General features: G+C 67.9%; 12 protein-coding genes. All 12 read right to left on the minus strand.

Translation table 11 applies throughout. From position 1 onward, the window contains the following. Positions 1-36: 36 nt before the first annotated feature. The 12 genes from OHA17_RS14215 to OHA17_RS14270 all read right to left on the minus strand — a co-directional run bounded on the left by OHA17_RS14215 (position 37) and on the right by OHA17_RS14270 (position 16,695). Positions 37-1,077 carry an ABC transporter ATP-binding protein gene (locus OHA17_RS14215; RefSeq protein WP_406506966.1) on the minus strand — a complete coding sequence of 347 codons (1,041 nt, stop codon included), beginning with the start codon at positions 1,075-1,077 and terminating at the stop codon, positions 37-39. Then, on the minus strand, positions 1,070-2,044 hold the full coding sequence (locus tag OHA17_RS14220) for an ABC transporter ATP-binding protein (protein ID WP_406506967.1): 975 nt from the start codon (positions 2,042-2,044) through the stop codon (positions 1,070-1,072). The genes OHA17_RS14215 and OHA17_RS14220 overlap by 8 nt, the downstream gene beginning before the upstream one ends. An 11-nt stretch (positions 2,045-2,055) precedes the next feature. Continuing rightward, positions 2,056-3,030: an ABC transporter permease gene (locus OHA17_RS14225; RefSeq protein ID WP_398876354.1), complete on the minus strand. Its 975-nt coding sequence runs from the start codon at positions 3,028-3,030 to the stop codon at positions 2,056-2,058. Next, positions 3,023-3,946 (minus strand): ABC transporter permease, encoded by a 924-nt coding sequence (locus tag OHA17_RS14230; protein ID WP_053729979.1) that lies wholly within the window; start codon positions 3,944-3,946, stop codon positions 3,023-3,025. Before OHA17_RS14230 ends, OHA17_RS14225 begins: the two co-directional genes overlap by 8 nt. Before the next feature lie 83 nt (positions 3,947-4,029). Next, positions 4,030-5,658, minus strand: a complete 1,629-nt coding sequence (locus OHA17_RS14235) for an ABC transporter substrate-binding protein (RefSeq protein ID WP_406506968.1) — start codon at positions 5,656-5,658, stop codon at positions 4,030-4,032. A gap of 161 nt (positions 5,659-5,819) precedes the next feature. Then, positions 5,820-6,968 carry an ABC transporter ATP-binding protein gene (locus OHA17_RS14240; RefSeq protein ID WP_398876358.1) on the minus strand — a complete coding sequence of 383 codons (1,149 nt, stop codon included), beginning with the start codon at positions 6,966-6,968 and terminating at the stop codon, positions 5,820-5,822. Continuing rightward, complete coding sequence (locus OHA17_RS14245) at positions 6,961-8,019, minus strand: ABC transporter ATP-binding protein (RefSeq protein ID WP_406506969.1); 1,059 nt, start codon at positions 8,017-8,019, stop codon at positions 6,961-6,963. Before OHA17_RS14245 ends, OHA17_RS14240 begins: the two co-directional genes overlap by 8 nt. Positions 8,020-8,033: 14 nt before the next feature. Then, positions 8,034-8,969, minus strand: a complete 936-nt coding sequence (locus OHA17_RS14250) for an ABC transporter permease (RefSeq protein WP_406506970.1) — start codon at positions 8,967-8,969, stop codon at positions 8,034-8,036. Continuing rightward, entirely contained in the window at positions 8,962-9,888 is a 927-nt protein-coding gene (locus OHA17_RS14255; RefSeq protein ID WP_406506971.1) for an ABC transporter permease, read from the minus strand. Before OHA17_RS14255 ends, OHA17_RS14250 begins: the two co-directional genes overlap by 8 nt. A gap of 134 nt (positions 9,889-10,022) precedes the next feature. After that, entirely contained in the window at positions 10,023-11,651 is a 1,629-nt protein-coding gene (locus tag OHA17_RS14260) for an ABC transporter substrate-binding protein (RefSeq protein ID WP_406506972.1), read from the minus strand. Positions 11,652-12,153: 502 nt separating this feature from the next. Next, positions 12,154-14,061: a translational GTPase TypA gene (gene typA, locus OHA17_RS14265; protein ID WP_406506973.1), complete on the minus strand. Its 1,908-nt coding sequence runs from the start codon at positions 14,059-14,061 to the stop codon at positions 12,154-12,156. Positions 14,062-14,352: 291 nt separating this feature from the next. Next, positions 14,353-16,695: an ABC transporter family substrate-binding protein gene (locus OHA17_RS14270; protein WP_406506974.1), complete on the minus strand. Its 2,343-nt coding sequence runs from the start codon at positions 16,693-16,695 to the stop codon at positions 14,353-14,355. Positions 16,696-16,736: the final 41 nt, after the last annotated feature.

Raw genomic sequence — 16,736 nt, forward strand, 5'->3', positions numbered from 1 at the left:
CTGCTAAGGGGCGCGGGGAACTGCGCAAAAAGCCCCCTACCCCAGCCCAGCGTCCGGCGGCACAACCCGCTTCTCCTCCGCGAAGTGGCAGGCCGAGGGGTGGTGGGCCGGGCCCTCGGCAAGGCGGAACTCGGCCGGCACCACGAGCAACGGCACCTCCAGGGCACACCGCTCCCGCGCCTTCCAGCAGCGCGTACGGAAAGGACAGCCCGACGGCGGGTTCGCGGGCGAGGGCACGTCCCCGGTCAGGATGATGCGCTCGCGGTGCTCGCGCGCGGAGGGGTCGGGGACCGGCACCGCGGAGAGCAGCGCCTGGGTGTAGGGGTGGGTGGGGTGGTCGTAGATCTGCTCGTCGCGGCCGATCTCGACGATCCGGCCGAGGTACATCACGCCGACCCGGTCCGAGATGTGCCGCACGATGGACAGGTCGTGGGCGATGAAGACGTACGAGAGGGAGAACTCGTTCTGGAGGCGGTCCAGGAGGTTGACGACCTGCGCCTGCACGGAGACGTCGAGCGCGGAGACCGGCTCGTCCGCGACGATGATCTCGGGCCGGAGCGCCAACCCCCGTGCGATGCCGATGCGTTGACGCTGGCCACCGCTGAACTGGTGCGGGTAGCGGTTGATGTACTCCGGGTTGAGCCCGACCACGTCGAGCAGGTCCTGGACCTTCTGCCGGCGGCTCCCCTTCGGCGCGACCTCGGGGTGGATCTCGTACGGCTCCCCGATGATGTCGCCGACCGTCATGCGCGGGTTGAGGGAGGTGTACGGGTCCTGGAAGACCATCTGGATGTTGCGGCGGACCGCCTTCAGGGCCCGCCCGGACATCCGCGTGATGTCCTCGCCCTTGTACTTGATCTCCCCGGCCGTCGGGCGTTCCAGGTTGACCAGCATCTTGGCGACCGTCGACTTGCCGCAGCCGGACTCGCCGACGATGCCGAGCGTCTCGCCGGCCGCCAGGTCGAAAGAGACCCCGTCGACCGCCTTGACCGCGCCGATCTGCTTCTTGAAGAGGACGCCCTGGGTCAGCGGATAATGCTTGACCAGGTCCCTGACCTCCAGAATGGCCTCAGCCATCGAGGGTCTCCTTCCAGAAGAAGCACGCGCTCTGCCGGTCGGCGGCCACGTCGAACAGCGGCGGCACATCGGTGCGGCAGACGTCCTGGGCCATCGGGCAGCGCGGGTTGAAGGCGCAGCCCGGCGGGATGTGCATCAGGTTGGGCGGCAGGCCCTTGATCGCGTACAGCTCCCGGCCCTTCTGGTCCAGGCGCGGAATCGATTCGAGAAGGCCCTTGGTGTACGGGTGCGCGGGCTTCTTGTAGATCTCGTGCACCGGGGCCTGCTCGACGATCCGGCCCGCGTACATCACCGCGATCTTGTCGGCGACATCGGCGACGACACCCAGGTCGTGGGTGATCAGGATGAGCCCCATGTTCAGCTCGCGCTGCAACTCGGCCAGGAGGTCCATGACTTGGGCCTGGACGGTGACGTCGAGGGCGGTGGTGGGCTCGTCCGCGATGATCAGCGAGGGTTCGAGTGCCATCGCCATCGCGATCATGATGCGCTGGCGCATGCCGCCGGAGAACTGGTGGGGGTACTGGCCGACCCGCTCCTTGGCGGCCGGGATGCGCACCCGGTCCATCAGCTCGACGGCCTTGGCCTTGCCGTCCTTCCTGGACATGCCCCGGTGGACGGTGAACATCTCCGAGAGCTGGTCGCCCACGCTGAGCACCGGGTTCAGGGAGGACAGCGCGTCCTGGAAGATCATGGCCATCTCGGAGCCGCGGATCTTGCGCCGCTCGTCCTCCTTGAGCTTCAGGAGGTCCTTGCCCTGGAAGAGGATCTCGCCGCCGGTGATGCGTCCGGGCGGCATGTCGAGGATACCCATCACGGCCTGCGCGGTGACGGACTTGCCGGAGCCGGACTCGCCGAGCACGGCGAGCGTCTCGCCCGCGTCCACCGAGTAGTTGACCCCGTTGACGGCCTTGGCGACCCCGTCCCGCGTCTTGAACTCCACCTGGAGATCACGTACTTCGAGCAGCATGTCCTGGCTCCTCAACGCAGCTTGGGGTCGAGGGCGTCGCGCACCGCGTCGCCGAGCATGATGAACGCGAGCACCGTGACCGCCAGCGCACCGGCCGGCCAGAGCAGCATGTGCGGGGCGTTGCGGATGTACTGGGAGGCGGCCGAGATGTCGATGCCCCAGGAGACGGTGGGCGGCTTGAGGCCTACGCCGAGGTAGGACAGCGTCGCTTCGAGCGCGATGTACGTACCGAGTGCGATGGTCGCCACGACGATGACCGGGGCCACCGCGTTGGGCGCGATGTGGCGGAGCAGCATGCGGGAGTTGGAGGCGCCGAGCGCGCGGGCCGCCTGCACGTAGTCGTTCTGTTTGGCGGTGATGACGGAGCCGCGGGCGATGCGGGCGATCTGCGGCCAGCCGAGCAGGATCATGAAGCCGATGACCGGCCAGACGGTGGCGGAGGTGACCACCGACAGGAAGACCAGGCCGCCGAGGACGACGGGGATGCCGAAGAAGATGTCGGTGACGCGGGACAGCAGCGCGTCCCAGCCGCCGCCGAAGAACCCGGCGAGCCCGCCGACGAACGAGCCGAACAGGGCGACGCCGACGGTGGTGCACACGCCGACGGTCACCGAGGTGCGGGCGCCGTAGACGGTCCGCGTGTAGACGTCGCAGCCCTGCCCGTTGTAGCCGAAGGGGTGGCCGGGCTGGGAGCCCTCCTGCGCCTTGGCGAGGTCGCACTGGAGCGGGTTGCCGTCGGCGATCAGCGAGGGCCACAGCGAGATGACGACCAGGAAGAGGATGACCAGACCCGAGATGATGAAGACGGGGTTGCGGCGCAGGTCGCGCCAGGCGTCCGACCACAGCGAGCGCGGCTTCTCGGACGGGCCCGTGCCGAGCGGTCCGCCGGGCGTCTTCTCCAGGGTCACGGCCTCGCTCGCCGCGAGGTCCATCGCCCCGCCCGCCCCCGTCCCGGCGATCGCTCCGTCGTCGTAGGGCTCAGGCATAGCGGATCCTCGGGTCGAGTACGGCGTACAGAAGGTCGACGATGAGGTTGGCGATCAGGAAGACCAGGACCAGCACGGTCACGAAGCCGACCACGGTCTGGGTGCTCTGGCGCAGGATGCCCTGGTAGAGCTGGTAGCCGACGCCGTGGATGTTGAAGATCCGCTCGGTGACGATCGCGCCGCCCATCAGCGCGCCGACGTCCGTGCCGATGAAGGTGACGACGGGGATCAGCGAGTTGCGCAGCAGGTGCTTGGTGATCACCCGGCGTCTGGGCAGGCCCTTGGCGACGGCGGTGCGGACGTAGTCGGCGCGCGAGTTCTCGGCGATCGAGGTCCGGGTGAGCCGGGTGACGTAGGCCAGCGATACGGACGCCAGCACGAGGCCCGGGATGAGGAGTTCGTTGAACGGGGCCTCCGGCGAGACCGTGGGTTTGATGACCCCCCATTCGACGCCGAGCAGCAACTGGAGCAGCAGGCCCGTGACGAAGACGGGGATGGCGATGACGATGAGGGTCAGCATCAGGACGACGGTGTCGACGGGCCGCCCGCGCCGCAGCCCCGTGACCACGCCGAGGCTGATCCCGATGACGATCTCGAAGAGGATCGCCACGATGGTCAGCCGGATGGTGACGGGGAAGGCGGCGGACATCAGCTCGGTGACCTTCTGCCCGTTGAACGCGGTCCCGAAGTCGCCGGTGAACACGTTCCCCATGTACGTCAGGTATTGCTGCCACACCGGCTTGTCGAGGCCGAACTCCTTCTTGAGCTGGGCGGCGGTGGCGGGGTCGCAGGCCTTGTCGCCGCACAGGCCGGCGATCGGGTCCCCCATCACGTTCACCATCAGGAAGATCAGCAGCGTGGCCCCGAAGAAGACCGGGATCATCTGGAGCAGACGCCGGATCACATACCGTCCCATGAGGCCCTCCGCGGGTCGTCGGAACTCTCAACGGGCGGGGCCCGGCGCGGAGTTGAGCACGCCGGGCCGTGCGCCCTACGGCATCAGCCGACCTTGATCTGGTCGTAGACCGGGACGCTGAAGGGGTTCAGCGAGACGTTGGAGATCCGGGTCGAGTAGCCCGCGCTGCCGTTCTGGTACCAGAGCGGGATGGCCGCCATCTGGTCCCGTACGACGCCTTCGGCCTGCTGGAAGTCGGCGACCGCCTTCGCCTTGTCGGTGTCGGCGTTGGCCCGGTCGACCAGCTTGTCGAACTCGGCGTTGGACCACTTGCCGTCGTTGGAGGAGGCGCCGGTGTAGTACAGCGGCTGGAGGAAGTTCTGGATCAGCGGGTAGTCCATCTGCCAGCCCGCCCGGAAGGGGCCGGACATCTTGGACTGGGTGATCTGGCTGCGGAAGTCGGCGAAGGTGCCGACCGGCCCGCCGACGCACGCCTTGTCGTTGCCCAGCGCGTTGTTGATGCTGTTGCAGACCGCGTCGACCCATTCCTTGTGCGAGCCGGTGTCCGCGTTGTACGAGATCTTCAGCTGCCCGCCGGGGATGCCGCCGCCCTCGGTGATGAGCTTCTTGGCCTCGGCGGGGTTGTAGGTGCAGCCGTCCCCGCACAGCCCGGCCTTGTAGCCGCCGGCGTCGCCGAGTACCGGCGAGGTCCAGTCGGTGGCGGGGGTGCGGGTCTTCTGGAAGATGGTGTCGGTGATCTGCTGCCGGTTGATCGCCATGGAGATGCCCTTGCGGACCTTGACCGCGTTCGGGGTGTTCCAGACGGCGTCGTAGTACGGGAAGGCGAGCGTCTGGATGATGCCGGCCGGGGTGTTGATGTACCGGTCGCCGAGGTCGGCCTTCACGTTCTTGAGCTGGGAGGCGGGCACGTCGTCGACGAGGTCGAGGTTGCCGGCCGTCAGGTCGGTGTAGGCGGTGTTGTTGTCGGTGTAGACCTTGAGGTCGATGCCGCCGTTCTGCGCCTTGTCCGCGCCCATGTACCCGGCCCACTTGCGCATCGCCAGCTTGGAGCCCTTGGTGTACGAGTCCACCGTGTACGGGCCGTTGCCGACGGGCTTGGACAGCCAGGCCGCGTGGTTGTCGAAGAAGGCCCTGGGCAGCGGCGCGAACGCGGGATAGCCGAGGGTGTCAGGCCAGGTGGAGAACTTCTGGTTGAGCTTGACCGTGAAGGTCTTGTCGTCGACGACCTTCAGGCCGGACATGGTGTCGGCGGCCGGGGACCCGGTCTTGGGGTGGATCTGGGCGTAGCCGTCGATGTAGGAGAACATCGACGCGTTCTTCTGATTGTTCTTCAGGTTGGCGCCGTAGTTCCAGGCGTCCACGAAGGACTTGGCGGTGACCTTCTCGCCGTTGGAGAACGTCCAGCCGTCCTTGAGGGTGACCTTGAAGTTCTCCGAGTCGGTCGTCTCGATCTTGTCGGCGAGCATGTCCTTGGCCTCGCCGGTCTTCGGGTCGTACCGCTTGAGACCGCGCATCAGCATGTCGAGGACCTTGCCGCCCTGCACCTCGTTGGTGTTGGCCGGCTCCAGCGGGTTCTGCGGGTCACCCCAGGAGGAGCTGACGATCCCGGCCGCGCCACCACCGCCACTGCTCCCTCCGCCACCGCAGGCCGTCGCCGCGAGGGCGACGACCACCGCACCAGCGGCCCACTTGGCGTGCGTGGCTCCGCGCATGGAGTCCTCCTAGAGTCCCGCTTGAGTCCCAAGTCCCACTTAGGCCCAAATATCACCCCAGAAGCGCGGATACCGCACCTTCACCAGCGCCGTATGGGCGCACATACGGGTGGGCCCGCGATTCCGAAGAGGAACCGCGGGCCCACCCGTATGTGAACCTGTCAGGCCGCGCCGACCACGTCCTTCTCCTCGGCGAAGTGGCAGGCCGACTCGTGCGCCACCGGGCTGTCCAGACCCTGGAAGCGCTCCGGGATCGCGAGCAGCGGGACCTCGGTCGAGCAGCGGTCCTCCGCCTTCCAGCAGCGGGTGCGGAAGCGGCAGCCCGACGGCGGGTTGGCGGGCGAGGGGACGTCACCGGTGAGGATGATCCGCTCGCGGTGCTCGCGCGCGTCCGGGTCGGGGACCGGGACGGCGGAGAGCAGCGCCTGGGTGTAGGGGTGCGTCGGGTGCTCGTAGATCTGCTGGTCGGTGCCGATCTCGGCCATCTTGCCGAGGTACATGACGCCGACCCGGTCGGAGATGTGCCGAACGATCGACAGGTCGTGCGCGATGAACACGTACGACAGGTTGAACTCGTTCTGCAGCTTCTCCATCAGGTTGATGACCTGGGCCTGGACGGACACGTCCAGGGCGGAGACCGGCTCGTCGCAGATGATGATCTCGGGGTTCAGCGCGAGGCCGCGGGCGATGCCGATGCGCTGGCGCTGACCGCCGGAGAACTGGTGCGGGTACCGGTTGATGTACTCCGGGTTCAGACCCACGACGTCCAGGAGCTCCTGGACCTTGCGGCGCCGGTCGCCCTTGGGGGCCACCTCGGGGTGGATCTCGTACGGCTCCCCGATGATGTCGCCGACCGTCATGCGCGGGTTCAGCGAGGTGTACGGGTCCTGGAACACCATCTGGATGTTGCGGCGCACGGCCTTCAGGGCGCGCCCGGACAGCTTGGTGATGTCCTGGCCCTTGTAGAAGACCTCGCCGGCGGTCGCCCGCTCCAGCGTCATCAGGAGCCTGGCGACGGTGGACTTGCCACAGCCGGACTCGCCGACGATGCCCAGGGTCTCGCCCTGGTACAGGTCGAAGGAGATCCCGTCGACGGCCTTGACCGCGCCGACCTGCTTGCGGAACAGGATGCCGCTGGTCAGCGGGAAGTGCTTGACCAGATTGCGGACCTGGAGGATCGGCTCGCCCCGGTCGACCGGAGCGTCGAGGATCGCCTCGACCTCGGTGGTCGTCGAGGCGTCCGCCTTGACGACGTCGGTGACGTTCGGGGTGGCGTCCACGGCCTCGTCCTTCTTGTCGAGCTCAGCCATGGATCGTCTCCTTCCAGAGGTGGCAGGCGCTGCCGCGGCCGACCAGGTCGGTGCCGTCCTGCTCGGTGACCGGCAGCAGGGCCGGGACCTCGGTACGGCAGATGTCCTGCGCCTGGGGGCAGCGCGGGTTGAACGCGCAACCGGCCGGGATCTTCAGGAGGTTGGGCGGCAGGCCCTTGATCGCGTAGAGGTCCTGGCCCTTCTGGTCCAGGCGCGGGATCGAGGCGAGCAGTCCCTTGGTGTACGGGTGCGCGGGGCGCTTGTAGATCTCGTGCACCGGGGCCTGCTCGACGATCCGGCCCGCGTACATGACCGCGATCTTGTCCGCGACGTCGGCGACCACGCCGAGGTCGTGGGTGATCAGGATCAGGCCCATGTTGTACTCGCGCTGGAGCTCCGCGAGCAGGTCCATGACCTGGGCCTGGACGGTCACGTCGAGCGCGGTGGTCGGCTCGTCCGCGATGATCAGGTCCGGCTCCAGGGCGAGCGCCATGGCGATCATGATGCGCTGGCGCATGCCGCCGGAGAACTGGTGGGGGTAGTCGGTGACCCGGGCCTTGGCGGCCGGGATCTTGACCTTGTCCATCAGCTCGATGGCCTTGAGCTTGGAGTCCTTGCGGGACAGGCCCTGGTGCACCTGGAACATCTCGCCGAGCTGGTAGCCGACGTTGAGGACCGGGTTGAGCGCGGAGAGCGCGTCCTGGAAGATCATCGCGATCTTCTGGCCACGGATCTTGCGGCGCTCCTCGTTGGACATCTTGAGCATGTCCTGGCCTTGGAAGAGGATCTCGCCCTGCGGGATCCTCCCCGGCGGCATGTCGAGGATGCCCATGATCGCCTGGGCGGTCACGGACTTGCCGGAGCCGGACTCGCCGAGCACGGCGAGCGTCTCGCCCGCGTTCACCGAGTAGTTGACACCGTTGACCGCCTTGGCCACACCCTCCCGGGTGTGGAACTCCACGTGCAGGTCACGGACTTCGAGCAGCGCGCCGGACTCGTCCCCGGAGGGACGCTGTGCCGGGACGTTGAGGGTCTTGTCGATAGTGGTCACGTCGTACGCCCTCCTCAGCGCAGCTTGGGGTCGAGGGCGTCGCGCACCGCGTCGCCGAGCATGATGAACGCGAGAACGGTGAGGCTCAGCATGCCCGCGGGGAAGAACAGTGCGTGCGGGGCCGTGCGGATCACGCGCTGGGCCGACGAGATGTCGATGCCCCAGCTGATCGTCGGGTCTTGCAGACCGATGCCGAGGTAGCTCAGCGTCGCCTCGGCACCGATGTAGCCGCCGAGCGCGATCGTGGCGACCACGATCACCGGGGCGACCGCGTTCGGCAGGATGTGCCGGAGCATGATCCGGAACGTGCCGGCGCCGAGCGCCCGGGCCGCGGTGACGTAGTCGGCGGCCTTGGCGGTGATGACGGCGCCGCGCATGACACGGGTCATCTGCGTCCAGCCGAGCACCGCGAGGGCGAACACCACGGTCCACACGGTGCGGTTGGCGAACGCGTTGAGGATCACCAGCGAACCGAGCAGCAGCGGGATGCCGAAGAAGATGTCGGTGATGCGGGACACCAGCGTGTCGACCCAGCCGCCGAAGTAGCCGGCGACCATGCCGGTGATGCCACCGACGATGGTGACCGCGGCGGTCACGCAGATGCCGACGGTGATCGAGGCCCGGGCGCCGTAGAGCGTACGGGCGTAGATGCTGCGGCCCTGACCGTCGTAGCCGAACCAGTCGGGCTGGAACAGGTGACCCCAGTTGGGGGTGGTCAGGTAGTGGTTGCGCAGGTCACCGGCGCGCGGGTCCACCGAGGTGAACAGGCTCGGCGCGATGGAGATCGCGATCAGCAGCACGATGAGCAGTGCCGAGAGGATGAAGACCGGGCGGCGGCGCAGATCGCCCCACGCGTCCGACCAGAGGCTGCGCGGCTTGTCGACCTGGTCCACCGGGGCGTTTACGGCCGACGATCCGGGGGCGGAGGTCTTCTCGATGGTGTCAGGCATACCGGATCCTCGGGTCCAGGACCGCGTAGAGCAGGTCGACGATCAGGCTGGAGAGGAGGTAGACGACGACCAGGACGGTCACGAAACCGACCACCGTCGCACCTTCCTTGCCGTTGATGGCGCGGTAGAGCGCGTTTCCGACACCCTGCACGTTGAAGATTCCCTCGGTGACGATCGCGCCGCCCATCAGGGCGCCGAGGTCGGTTCCGAGGAAGGTCACCACCGGGATCAGCGAGTTGCGCAGCAGGTGGCGGGTGATGATGCGGCGCTTGGGCAGACCCTTGGCGACGGCGGTGCGGATGTAGTCCGCGCCCAGGTTCTCGACGATCGAGGTGCGCGAGAGCCGCGCCACGTACGCGAGCGAAAGCGAGCCGAGCACGATGGCCGGCAGCATCAACTCGCCCAGGTTCATGGAGTCCTGGACCGTCGGGGTCACCCAGCCGAGACCGTCGGCGAAGATCGCCTGGAAGACGTAGGCGAGGACGAAGATCGGCACGGAGATCACCAGGAGGGTGATGACCAGGACGAGTTTGTCCATCAGCTTGTTGCGGCGCAGACCCGACAGGACGCCGAGCAGGACGCCGAGCACGAGCTCGATGGTGAAGGCCATGAGCGCGAGCCGGACGGTCACCGGCAGGGCCTCGCCCATCACGTCGGTGACCTTGCGGCCCGACATGGTCATGCCGAAGTCGAAGTGGGCCAGGTTGGAGATGTAGTCCCAGTACTGCTTCCACAGCGGCTGGTCCAGGCCCAGTTGGTGCTTGATGGCGGCGAGCTGGGCGGGGTCCGCCGCCTTGTCGCCCCACATGGCTCTGACGGGGTCGCCCGGCAGGGCGTACACCATCAGGAAGATGAGCAGGGTCGTCCCGAGGAATACCGGGATCATCTGGAGCAGTCGCCTCGCGACATAACGCCCCATGGTGCCTCCATAGATGGGTCGGCGCGACGGCGGCCGGACAGCTCCCCCAAAGAGTAGGGGGAGCGTCCGGCCGCGTCTTCACTGTGCCTGCTCCGCGATTGCGGAGCTTGGGGGTGGGCCGGATGCCGACCTGGTTACTTCTTCTTGACCTCGACCTGCGTGAACACCGGGTCGCCGAAGGAGTCGTACTTGACGTTCTGGACGTTGTTCGACCAGCCCGCGTTGGTCTTGTAGTACCAGAGCGGGATGGACGGCATGTCCTTGGCGAGCACGCCCTCGGCCTGCTGGTACAGCGCCACGGTCTGGTCGACGTTGGTCGCCTTGTCGGCGTCCTTCGAGAACTTGTCGAACTCCGGGCTGGAGTAGACCGAGTCGTTCGCCGAGGCGCCGGTGCCGTAGATGTCGCGCAGGAAGTTGGCGTTCAGCGGGTAGTCCTGCTGCCACGCCGACCGCATGATGCTGGTGACCTTGTGACCGTCGATCAGGTCACGGGCGGTCTTGAAGTCGGGCTTCGGGTCGCCGGTGCACTCGACGCCGGTGGCCTGGCGGATGGAGTTGCAGACCGCGTCCACCCACTCCTTGTGACCGCCGTCGGCGTTGTAGAGGATGGTGACCTTGTTGTTCGGAACGCCATGGCCCTCGGCGATCAGCTGCTTGGCCTTGGCCGGGTTGTACGTGCAGGCCTCGCCACAGGCGCCCTGCTTGTAGCCGGCGACACCCGGGGCGACCCAGCTGTCGGCGGGCTGACGCGAACCCTGCAGCACCGTCTTGGTGATGGTGTCGCGGTCGATCGCCATCGACAGACCCTGGCGGACCTTGGCCTTCTCCGGAGCCTTCCAGCCCGCGTCGTACATGGCGAAGGCGATGGAGGTGATGCCACCCATCGGCTGGTCGACGGCACGGTTGCCGAGGTCCGCCTTGTACTTCGGGAGGTCGGTCGGGTCGACCTGGTCGAGCACGTCCAGGGTGTCCGAGGTGAGCTCCTTGTAGGCAGCCTCGGCCTGGGTGTAGTTCTTGAAGACGATGCCGCCGTTCTTCGGCTTGTCCTCGCCCTTGTAGTTGGCGTACGTCTTCAGCGTGACGGCCTTGTTGTGCTCCCAGCTGACGAACTGGTAGGGGCCGTTGCCGACAGGGGCCTCGCCGTACTTCTTCGGGTCGGTGAAGAAGACCTTCGGCAGCGGCGAGAAGGCGGTGTAGCCGAGCTTGTACGGGAAGTACGAGACCGGCGCGACCAGGTCGATCTGGATCGTCTTGTCGTCGATCGCCTTCAGGCCCGACATCTTGTCGGTCGTCGGGTCACCCTTGTCCGGGTGGACGTCCTTGTAACCGGCGATGTCCGAGAACCAGTTGGAGTTGACCTGGTTGTTCTTGGTGTTGGCCGACCAGTTCCACGAGTCCACGAAGGACGAGGCGGTCACCGGGGTGCCGTCGTGGAAGGTCCAGCCGGTCTTGATGGTGATCTTGTAGTGCTGGGAGTCAGTGGTCTCGATCTTCTCGGCCATCTGGTTCCGCAGCTTGCCCGTCGCCGGGTCGTAGTCCGTCAGCCCGCGGAACAGGTTCTTGACGATACGGCCGCCGCCGACCTCCATCGCATTGGCCGGCTGCAACGGGTGCTGCGGCTCGCTGCTCTGGTAGCTGTAGACGCCATTGGCGTCCACCGCGGCCGATCCGGAGCCCTTGCTGCCGCCGCCACCGCAAGCGGTGACGCCCAGGGCGATGATTGCCGCTCCCGCGACCCACTTGGCGCTCGTAGCACCACGCATGGGTTTCCTCCTCATGAGTCCACTTGTCACTACAAGAGAGGTACTTCTACGCGCGCTGACACCCCTGACAGCGCTGTGACGTCAAGTACCCCGAGTGTGCTCGTGAGTCGGCACTCCCCACAGTGCGTGACCCATTGACCCGAGCTCAATGGAGCCAACTATTAAGTACGGCCGGGCTGTAAACCACACTTAAAGGGTCTCGTTTTGACAACATCGGTACCGGTCAACAGCCCGAAATCCGGACAAAATGAGCACAGACAGACACCCCCGAAACGGACCGTTAATACATCTTCCGGAGAGCGACGGTCGATATCCGAACAGCGTGCCCGTTAAAACAACTTGACCGTAGAGGGCCGCGCCCGCCGTTCACGAGGCTCTTTGACAGTCCTTTGAACTTGATCGCCCGCGCGTGTGTACGCGGCCGTCCAAACCCGGCCGGCAACGCCGAAGGCCCGGCTCCGCGACCTGCGCGGAACCGGGCCTTCCGGACGTACGGGGTACGTCAGTTGCGCTTGGCGCGGGAGGCGGTGCGGCCGCGCTCCTTGGCGTCCAGGACGACCTTGCGGATGCGCACGGCCTCCGGGGTCACCTCGACGCACTCGTCGTCGCGGCAGAACTCCAGGGACTGCTCCAGGGAGAGCTTGCGCGCCGGCACCACGTTCTCGGTGTTGTCGGCGGAAGCGGCACGCATGTTGGTGAGCTTCTTCTCCTTGGTGATGTTCACGTCCATGTCGTCGGCGCGCGAGTTCTCACCGACGATCATGCCCTCGTAGACCTCGGTGCCGGGCTCGGTGAACAGCACACCGCGCTCCTGCAGGTTGATCATGGCGAAGGGGGTGACCGAACCGGCGCGGTCTGCGACAAGGGAGCCGTTGTTACGGGTCGTCAGCGTGCCGAACCACGGCTCGTGGCCCTCGTGGATCGAGTGGGCGATGCCGGTGCCGCGGGTGTTCGTCAGGAACTCCGTACGGAAGCCGATGAGGCCGCGGGACGGGACGACGAACTCCATGCGGACCCAGCCGGAGCCGTGGTTGGACATGTTGTCCATGCGGCCCTTGCGGACGCCCATGAGCTGCGTGACCGCGCCCATGTGCTCCTCGGGGACGTCCACCGTGAGGCGCTCGACCGGCTCGTGCGTCTTGCCGTCGACCTGCTTGGTGACCACCTGCGGCTTGCCGATGGTCAGCTCGAAGCCCTCGCGGCGCATCTGCTCGACGAGGATCGCGAGCGCGAGCTCACCACGGCCCTGGACCTCCCAGGCGTCGGGGCGCTCGGTGTCGAGGACGCGCAGCGAGACGTTGCCGATGAGCTCGCGGTCGAGGCGGTCCTTGACCTGACGGGCCGTCACCTTGCGGTCCTTGACGGTCGACTTGGCGTCCGCGCCCTTGCCGGAACCACCACGGCCGACCAGCGGCGAGGTGTTGGTGCCGATGGTCATGGAGATGGCCGGCTGGTCGACCGTGATCAGCGGCAGCGCGATCGGGTTCTCCGGGTCGGCCAGGGTCTCGCCGATCATGATGTCGGGGATGCCCGCGACCGCGCAGATGTCACCGGGGCCTGCCACCTCGGCCGGCTTGCGGGTGAGCGCCTCGGTCATCATCAGCTCGGTGATGCGGACGTTGGAGATCGTGCCGTCCCGCTTGATCCACGCGACGGTCTGGCCCTTGCGCAGCTCGCCCTGCTCGACGCGGAGCAGCGCGATGCGGCCGAGGAAGTTGTCGGCGTCGAGGTTGGTGACGTGCGCCTGCAGCGGGGCGGCCTCGTCGTACTCGGGGGCCGGGACGTGGGACAGGATCGTCGAGAAGAACGGCTCCAGGTTGTCGCTGTCCGCCGGGACCGTGCCGTTCTCCGGCTTGGTCAGCGACGCGACACCGTCACGGGCGCAGGCGTAGACGATCGGGAACTCGATCTGGTCCTCGTCCGCGTCCAGGTCCAGGAACAGGTCGTACGTCTCATTGACGACCTCGTCGATCCGGGAGTCCGGGCGGTCCGTCTTGTTGATGCAGAGGATGACGGGCAGGCGCTGCTGGAGGGCCTTGCGCAGCACGAAGCGGGTCTGCGGCAGCGGGCCCTCGGACGCGTCCACGAGCAGGACCACCGCGTCCACCATCGACAGACCGCGCTCGACCTCGCCACCGAAGTCGGCGTGGCCCGGGGTGTCGATGATGTTGATGGTGATGACGTCGCCGCCATCCTTGGGGTGGTACTTGACGGCCGTGTTCTTGGCCAGGATCGTGATGCCCTTCTCACGCTCCAGGTCGTTGCTGTCCATCATGCGGTCGTCGAGCGACTCGGCGGCGTGCGCGGCGAAGGCACCGGCCTGCTTGAGCATGGCGTCGACCAGAGTGGTCTTGCCGTGGTCGACGTGGGCGACGATGGCGACGTTACGAATGTCGTGGCGCGTGGGCATGCTGGCTAGCGCTTCTCTCGATCGTGGGATCAGGCGTCTGACGCGGTCGAGTCCTCGTCCGCCCGCCGGGCAGACAGGCCACGGCTGCCTCCCATGGTACGGGGCCGCCGCGCCGACGGCCTCCCGGGCCGATTCTGCCGATCTTGAGCAGGGAGCTTTCGTCGTGATTGAGCCTGGGTCAGGGGCGTACACGACCTTGCCCGCCGGCGGGGCCGGCGGGCAAGTGACTTGAGCAGGTTCTGAGCTTGGGGCCGCTTGACCCCTCCGGCTCTGACCTGCTGGTTTTCCCTTCTACTTCTTACTGTTCTTCGATGCGTTGTGCGCCGTTTCCGGCTTCTTGAACCCGATGTCCTGGAAGTGCGGGGCGCCGAAGCCGAAGGCGCCGGCGTTGGCCACGTTCGGCTTCACGGCGACCAACTGCGGACGCTGGTAGAGGGGAATCGAGCCGGCCGCCGCCCAGATCCTGGCGTCGGCCTTCTGGACGAGGTCGCGGGCCTCGTCCTCGTCGAGCTCGCCGGCCGCCTGCTCGAAGAGCTGGTCGATGTGGTCGGTGCCGACCCGGCTGTAGTTCTGTTCGACGAGCAGCGAGCCGTCGGAGGCGGGCTCCGGCTTGGCGAAGATCGGCCGGTCGTCGGTGGCCGGATAGGCGGTGCCGGGCCACGAGTACAGGGCCAGGTCGAAGTCGCCGGACGCGATGTGGTCCTTGAAGTAGCTGTCGTCGGCGACCTTGACGATCTCGGTGTTGATGCCGACGGCCTTCAGCTCGGCCGCGATCTTGTCGCCGACGCTGCGCAGCGCCTGCGAGCCGGGGCCCGAGGGCAGCACGAAGCGCAGGGTGAGCGGCTTGCCGTCCTTGCCGAGCGGGCCGCCCTGCGGCGCCGGGGCCGCGGTCCCCTTCGGGGCGTACGCACCGGGGGCGCCGCCCTTGGGCCGGGCCTCGGTCTTGGTGTTCTTGTCGGCGGCCTGCTTGCCCTGCTCGGCGGGCTCGGTGTCGAAGATGCGGGCCTGCTTGAGCAGCGCGGCCTGCTGGACGGCGGCGGCGCGGGCCGGGATCAGCCCGTACGCACCGGGTCCGGCGCTGCCGGGCTTGTCGTCGCCGACGATGTAGGTGCCCTCGTCGTTGGGGTGGTTGCCGGTGGTGGGGCGGGTCCCGGTCGCCAGGCGCTTGCCGTCGTCGGAGTCCTCGCCGTCGGCCTCGCTGCCCGCCTTGGCCGGCACCTGCTTCGGCTTCATCCGGGCGCCTTCGGCCGTCCACCCGGCGTCGGCGAGCAGCGCCCGCGCCTCCTTCGTGTCCTGGCTGCCGAGCGCGTCGCTGCTGTCGGTGTACGCGTCCTGGCCGACCAGCGCGAGGTGGCTGCCGGGGGGCTGGGCGGGCAGGCCGAGCGGCTTGAGGACCTCTTCGGCGATCTCCCGGCGGTTCAGCGCGCGGGCCACCGCGCGCCGGACCCGCTCGTCGGCCAGCGGCCCGGAGGCGCCGTTGAGGGCGAGCTGGGTGTACGCGGGCTCCAGGGTCTTGCGGATGTCGAAGCCGCGCAGCCCGGCCTGCTCCCCGGCGTACTTCTCGATGGCGGCCCGGCTCTCCTTGCGGGCCTCCTGCTCCGCCTCGGCCTTGTCGTCCTCTCCGCTGTGGGCGATGGCCCAGGAGCGCAGCGCGGAGGCGGGCGTGATCGCGGCGGCCGGGCCGTGGGTGACGGCCTGGCCCTTGTCGCGTTCGGCGAGCGTGATGCGGTCGGCGTCCGACCGGTCGATCTCGGCCATGTCGACGGTGCCCGCGGCGAGCGCCGCGGCCCGCTTGTCGCGCGGCACGGCCTGCAGCACCAGGGTGTCGAGCTTGGTCGGGTGGCCCCACCAGCGCGGGTTGCGCTCCAGGGTGACGACGCCCTTGGCGCGGTCGGCCTCCTTGAGCCGGAAGGCCCCCGCGGTCGCCTTCAGCTTCGTACGGGCGCCGTCGTTGAAGGCGTCGGGGGTGCCCGTGACGTCCTTCGGGTAGAGCGGGCTGAACAAGGAGCGCCAGTCGGCGTACGGCTTCGCGAAGGTGACCTTGACCTCCAGGTCGTTGGCGCCCTTCTCGATCTTCTCGATGCGCTCGTACCCGGCGTTGCGGGCGGTCCAGTACGCCGAGTCCTTGCCGCTGAGCGCGCGCCACTGGGCGACGAAGTCGGGGGCGCCGATCTCGCGGCCGTCGCTCCACACCGCCTTCTGGTTCAGCTTGTAGAGCACGACCTGCTTGGGCTCGCGATTGACGACCTCGGCGGACTCCAGGTAGTCGGCGTTGCGCTGCGGCCGGCCCCGCTCGTCCAGCGTGAACAGCGCGGGCAGCACGGCCTGGGCGACCCGCTGGGTCGCGGTGTCGGCATCGGCCTGGAAGGTGTTGAGCGTCTCGGGCATCGCGTCGACGGCCCACTTCAGGGTGCCCCCGTCGGCGACTTGCGGCCGCTCCGCGACCCCGATGTCCTGGGGCGCGGCTCCGGCCGTGGTCCCGCTGTCGGCGGAGCCGCAGCCGGTCAGCAGCACGGGGAGCACGAGCACCCCGGTGGTCAGGAGCGCGACGGAGCGCGACCGGACGGAGGCCGCGGTCCGGATCGCCGTGACGATCCGGGGCGCCCTCCCGTTCGGGTCACCGACGTGGGACATGGCTTGTACCTCTTCGTCAGATTTGTGGGACTTGATGCCAT

This window comes from Streptomyces sp. NBC_00212, assembly GCF_045206365.1.
In the GTDB taxonomy this organism is placed as follows: Bacteria; Actinomycetota; Actinomycetes; order Streptomycetales; family Streptomycetaceae; genus Streptomyces.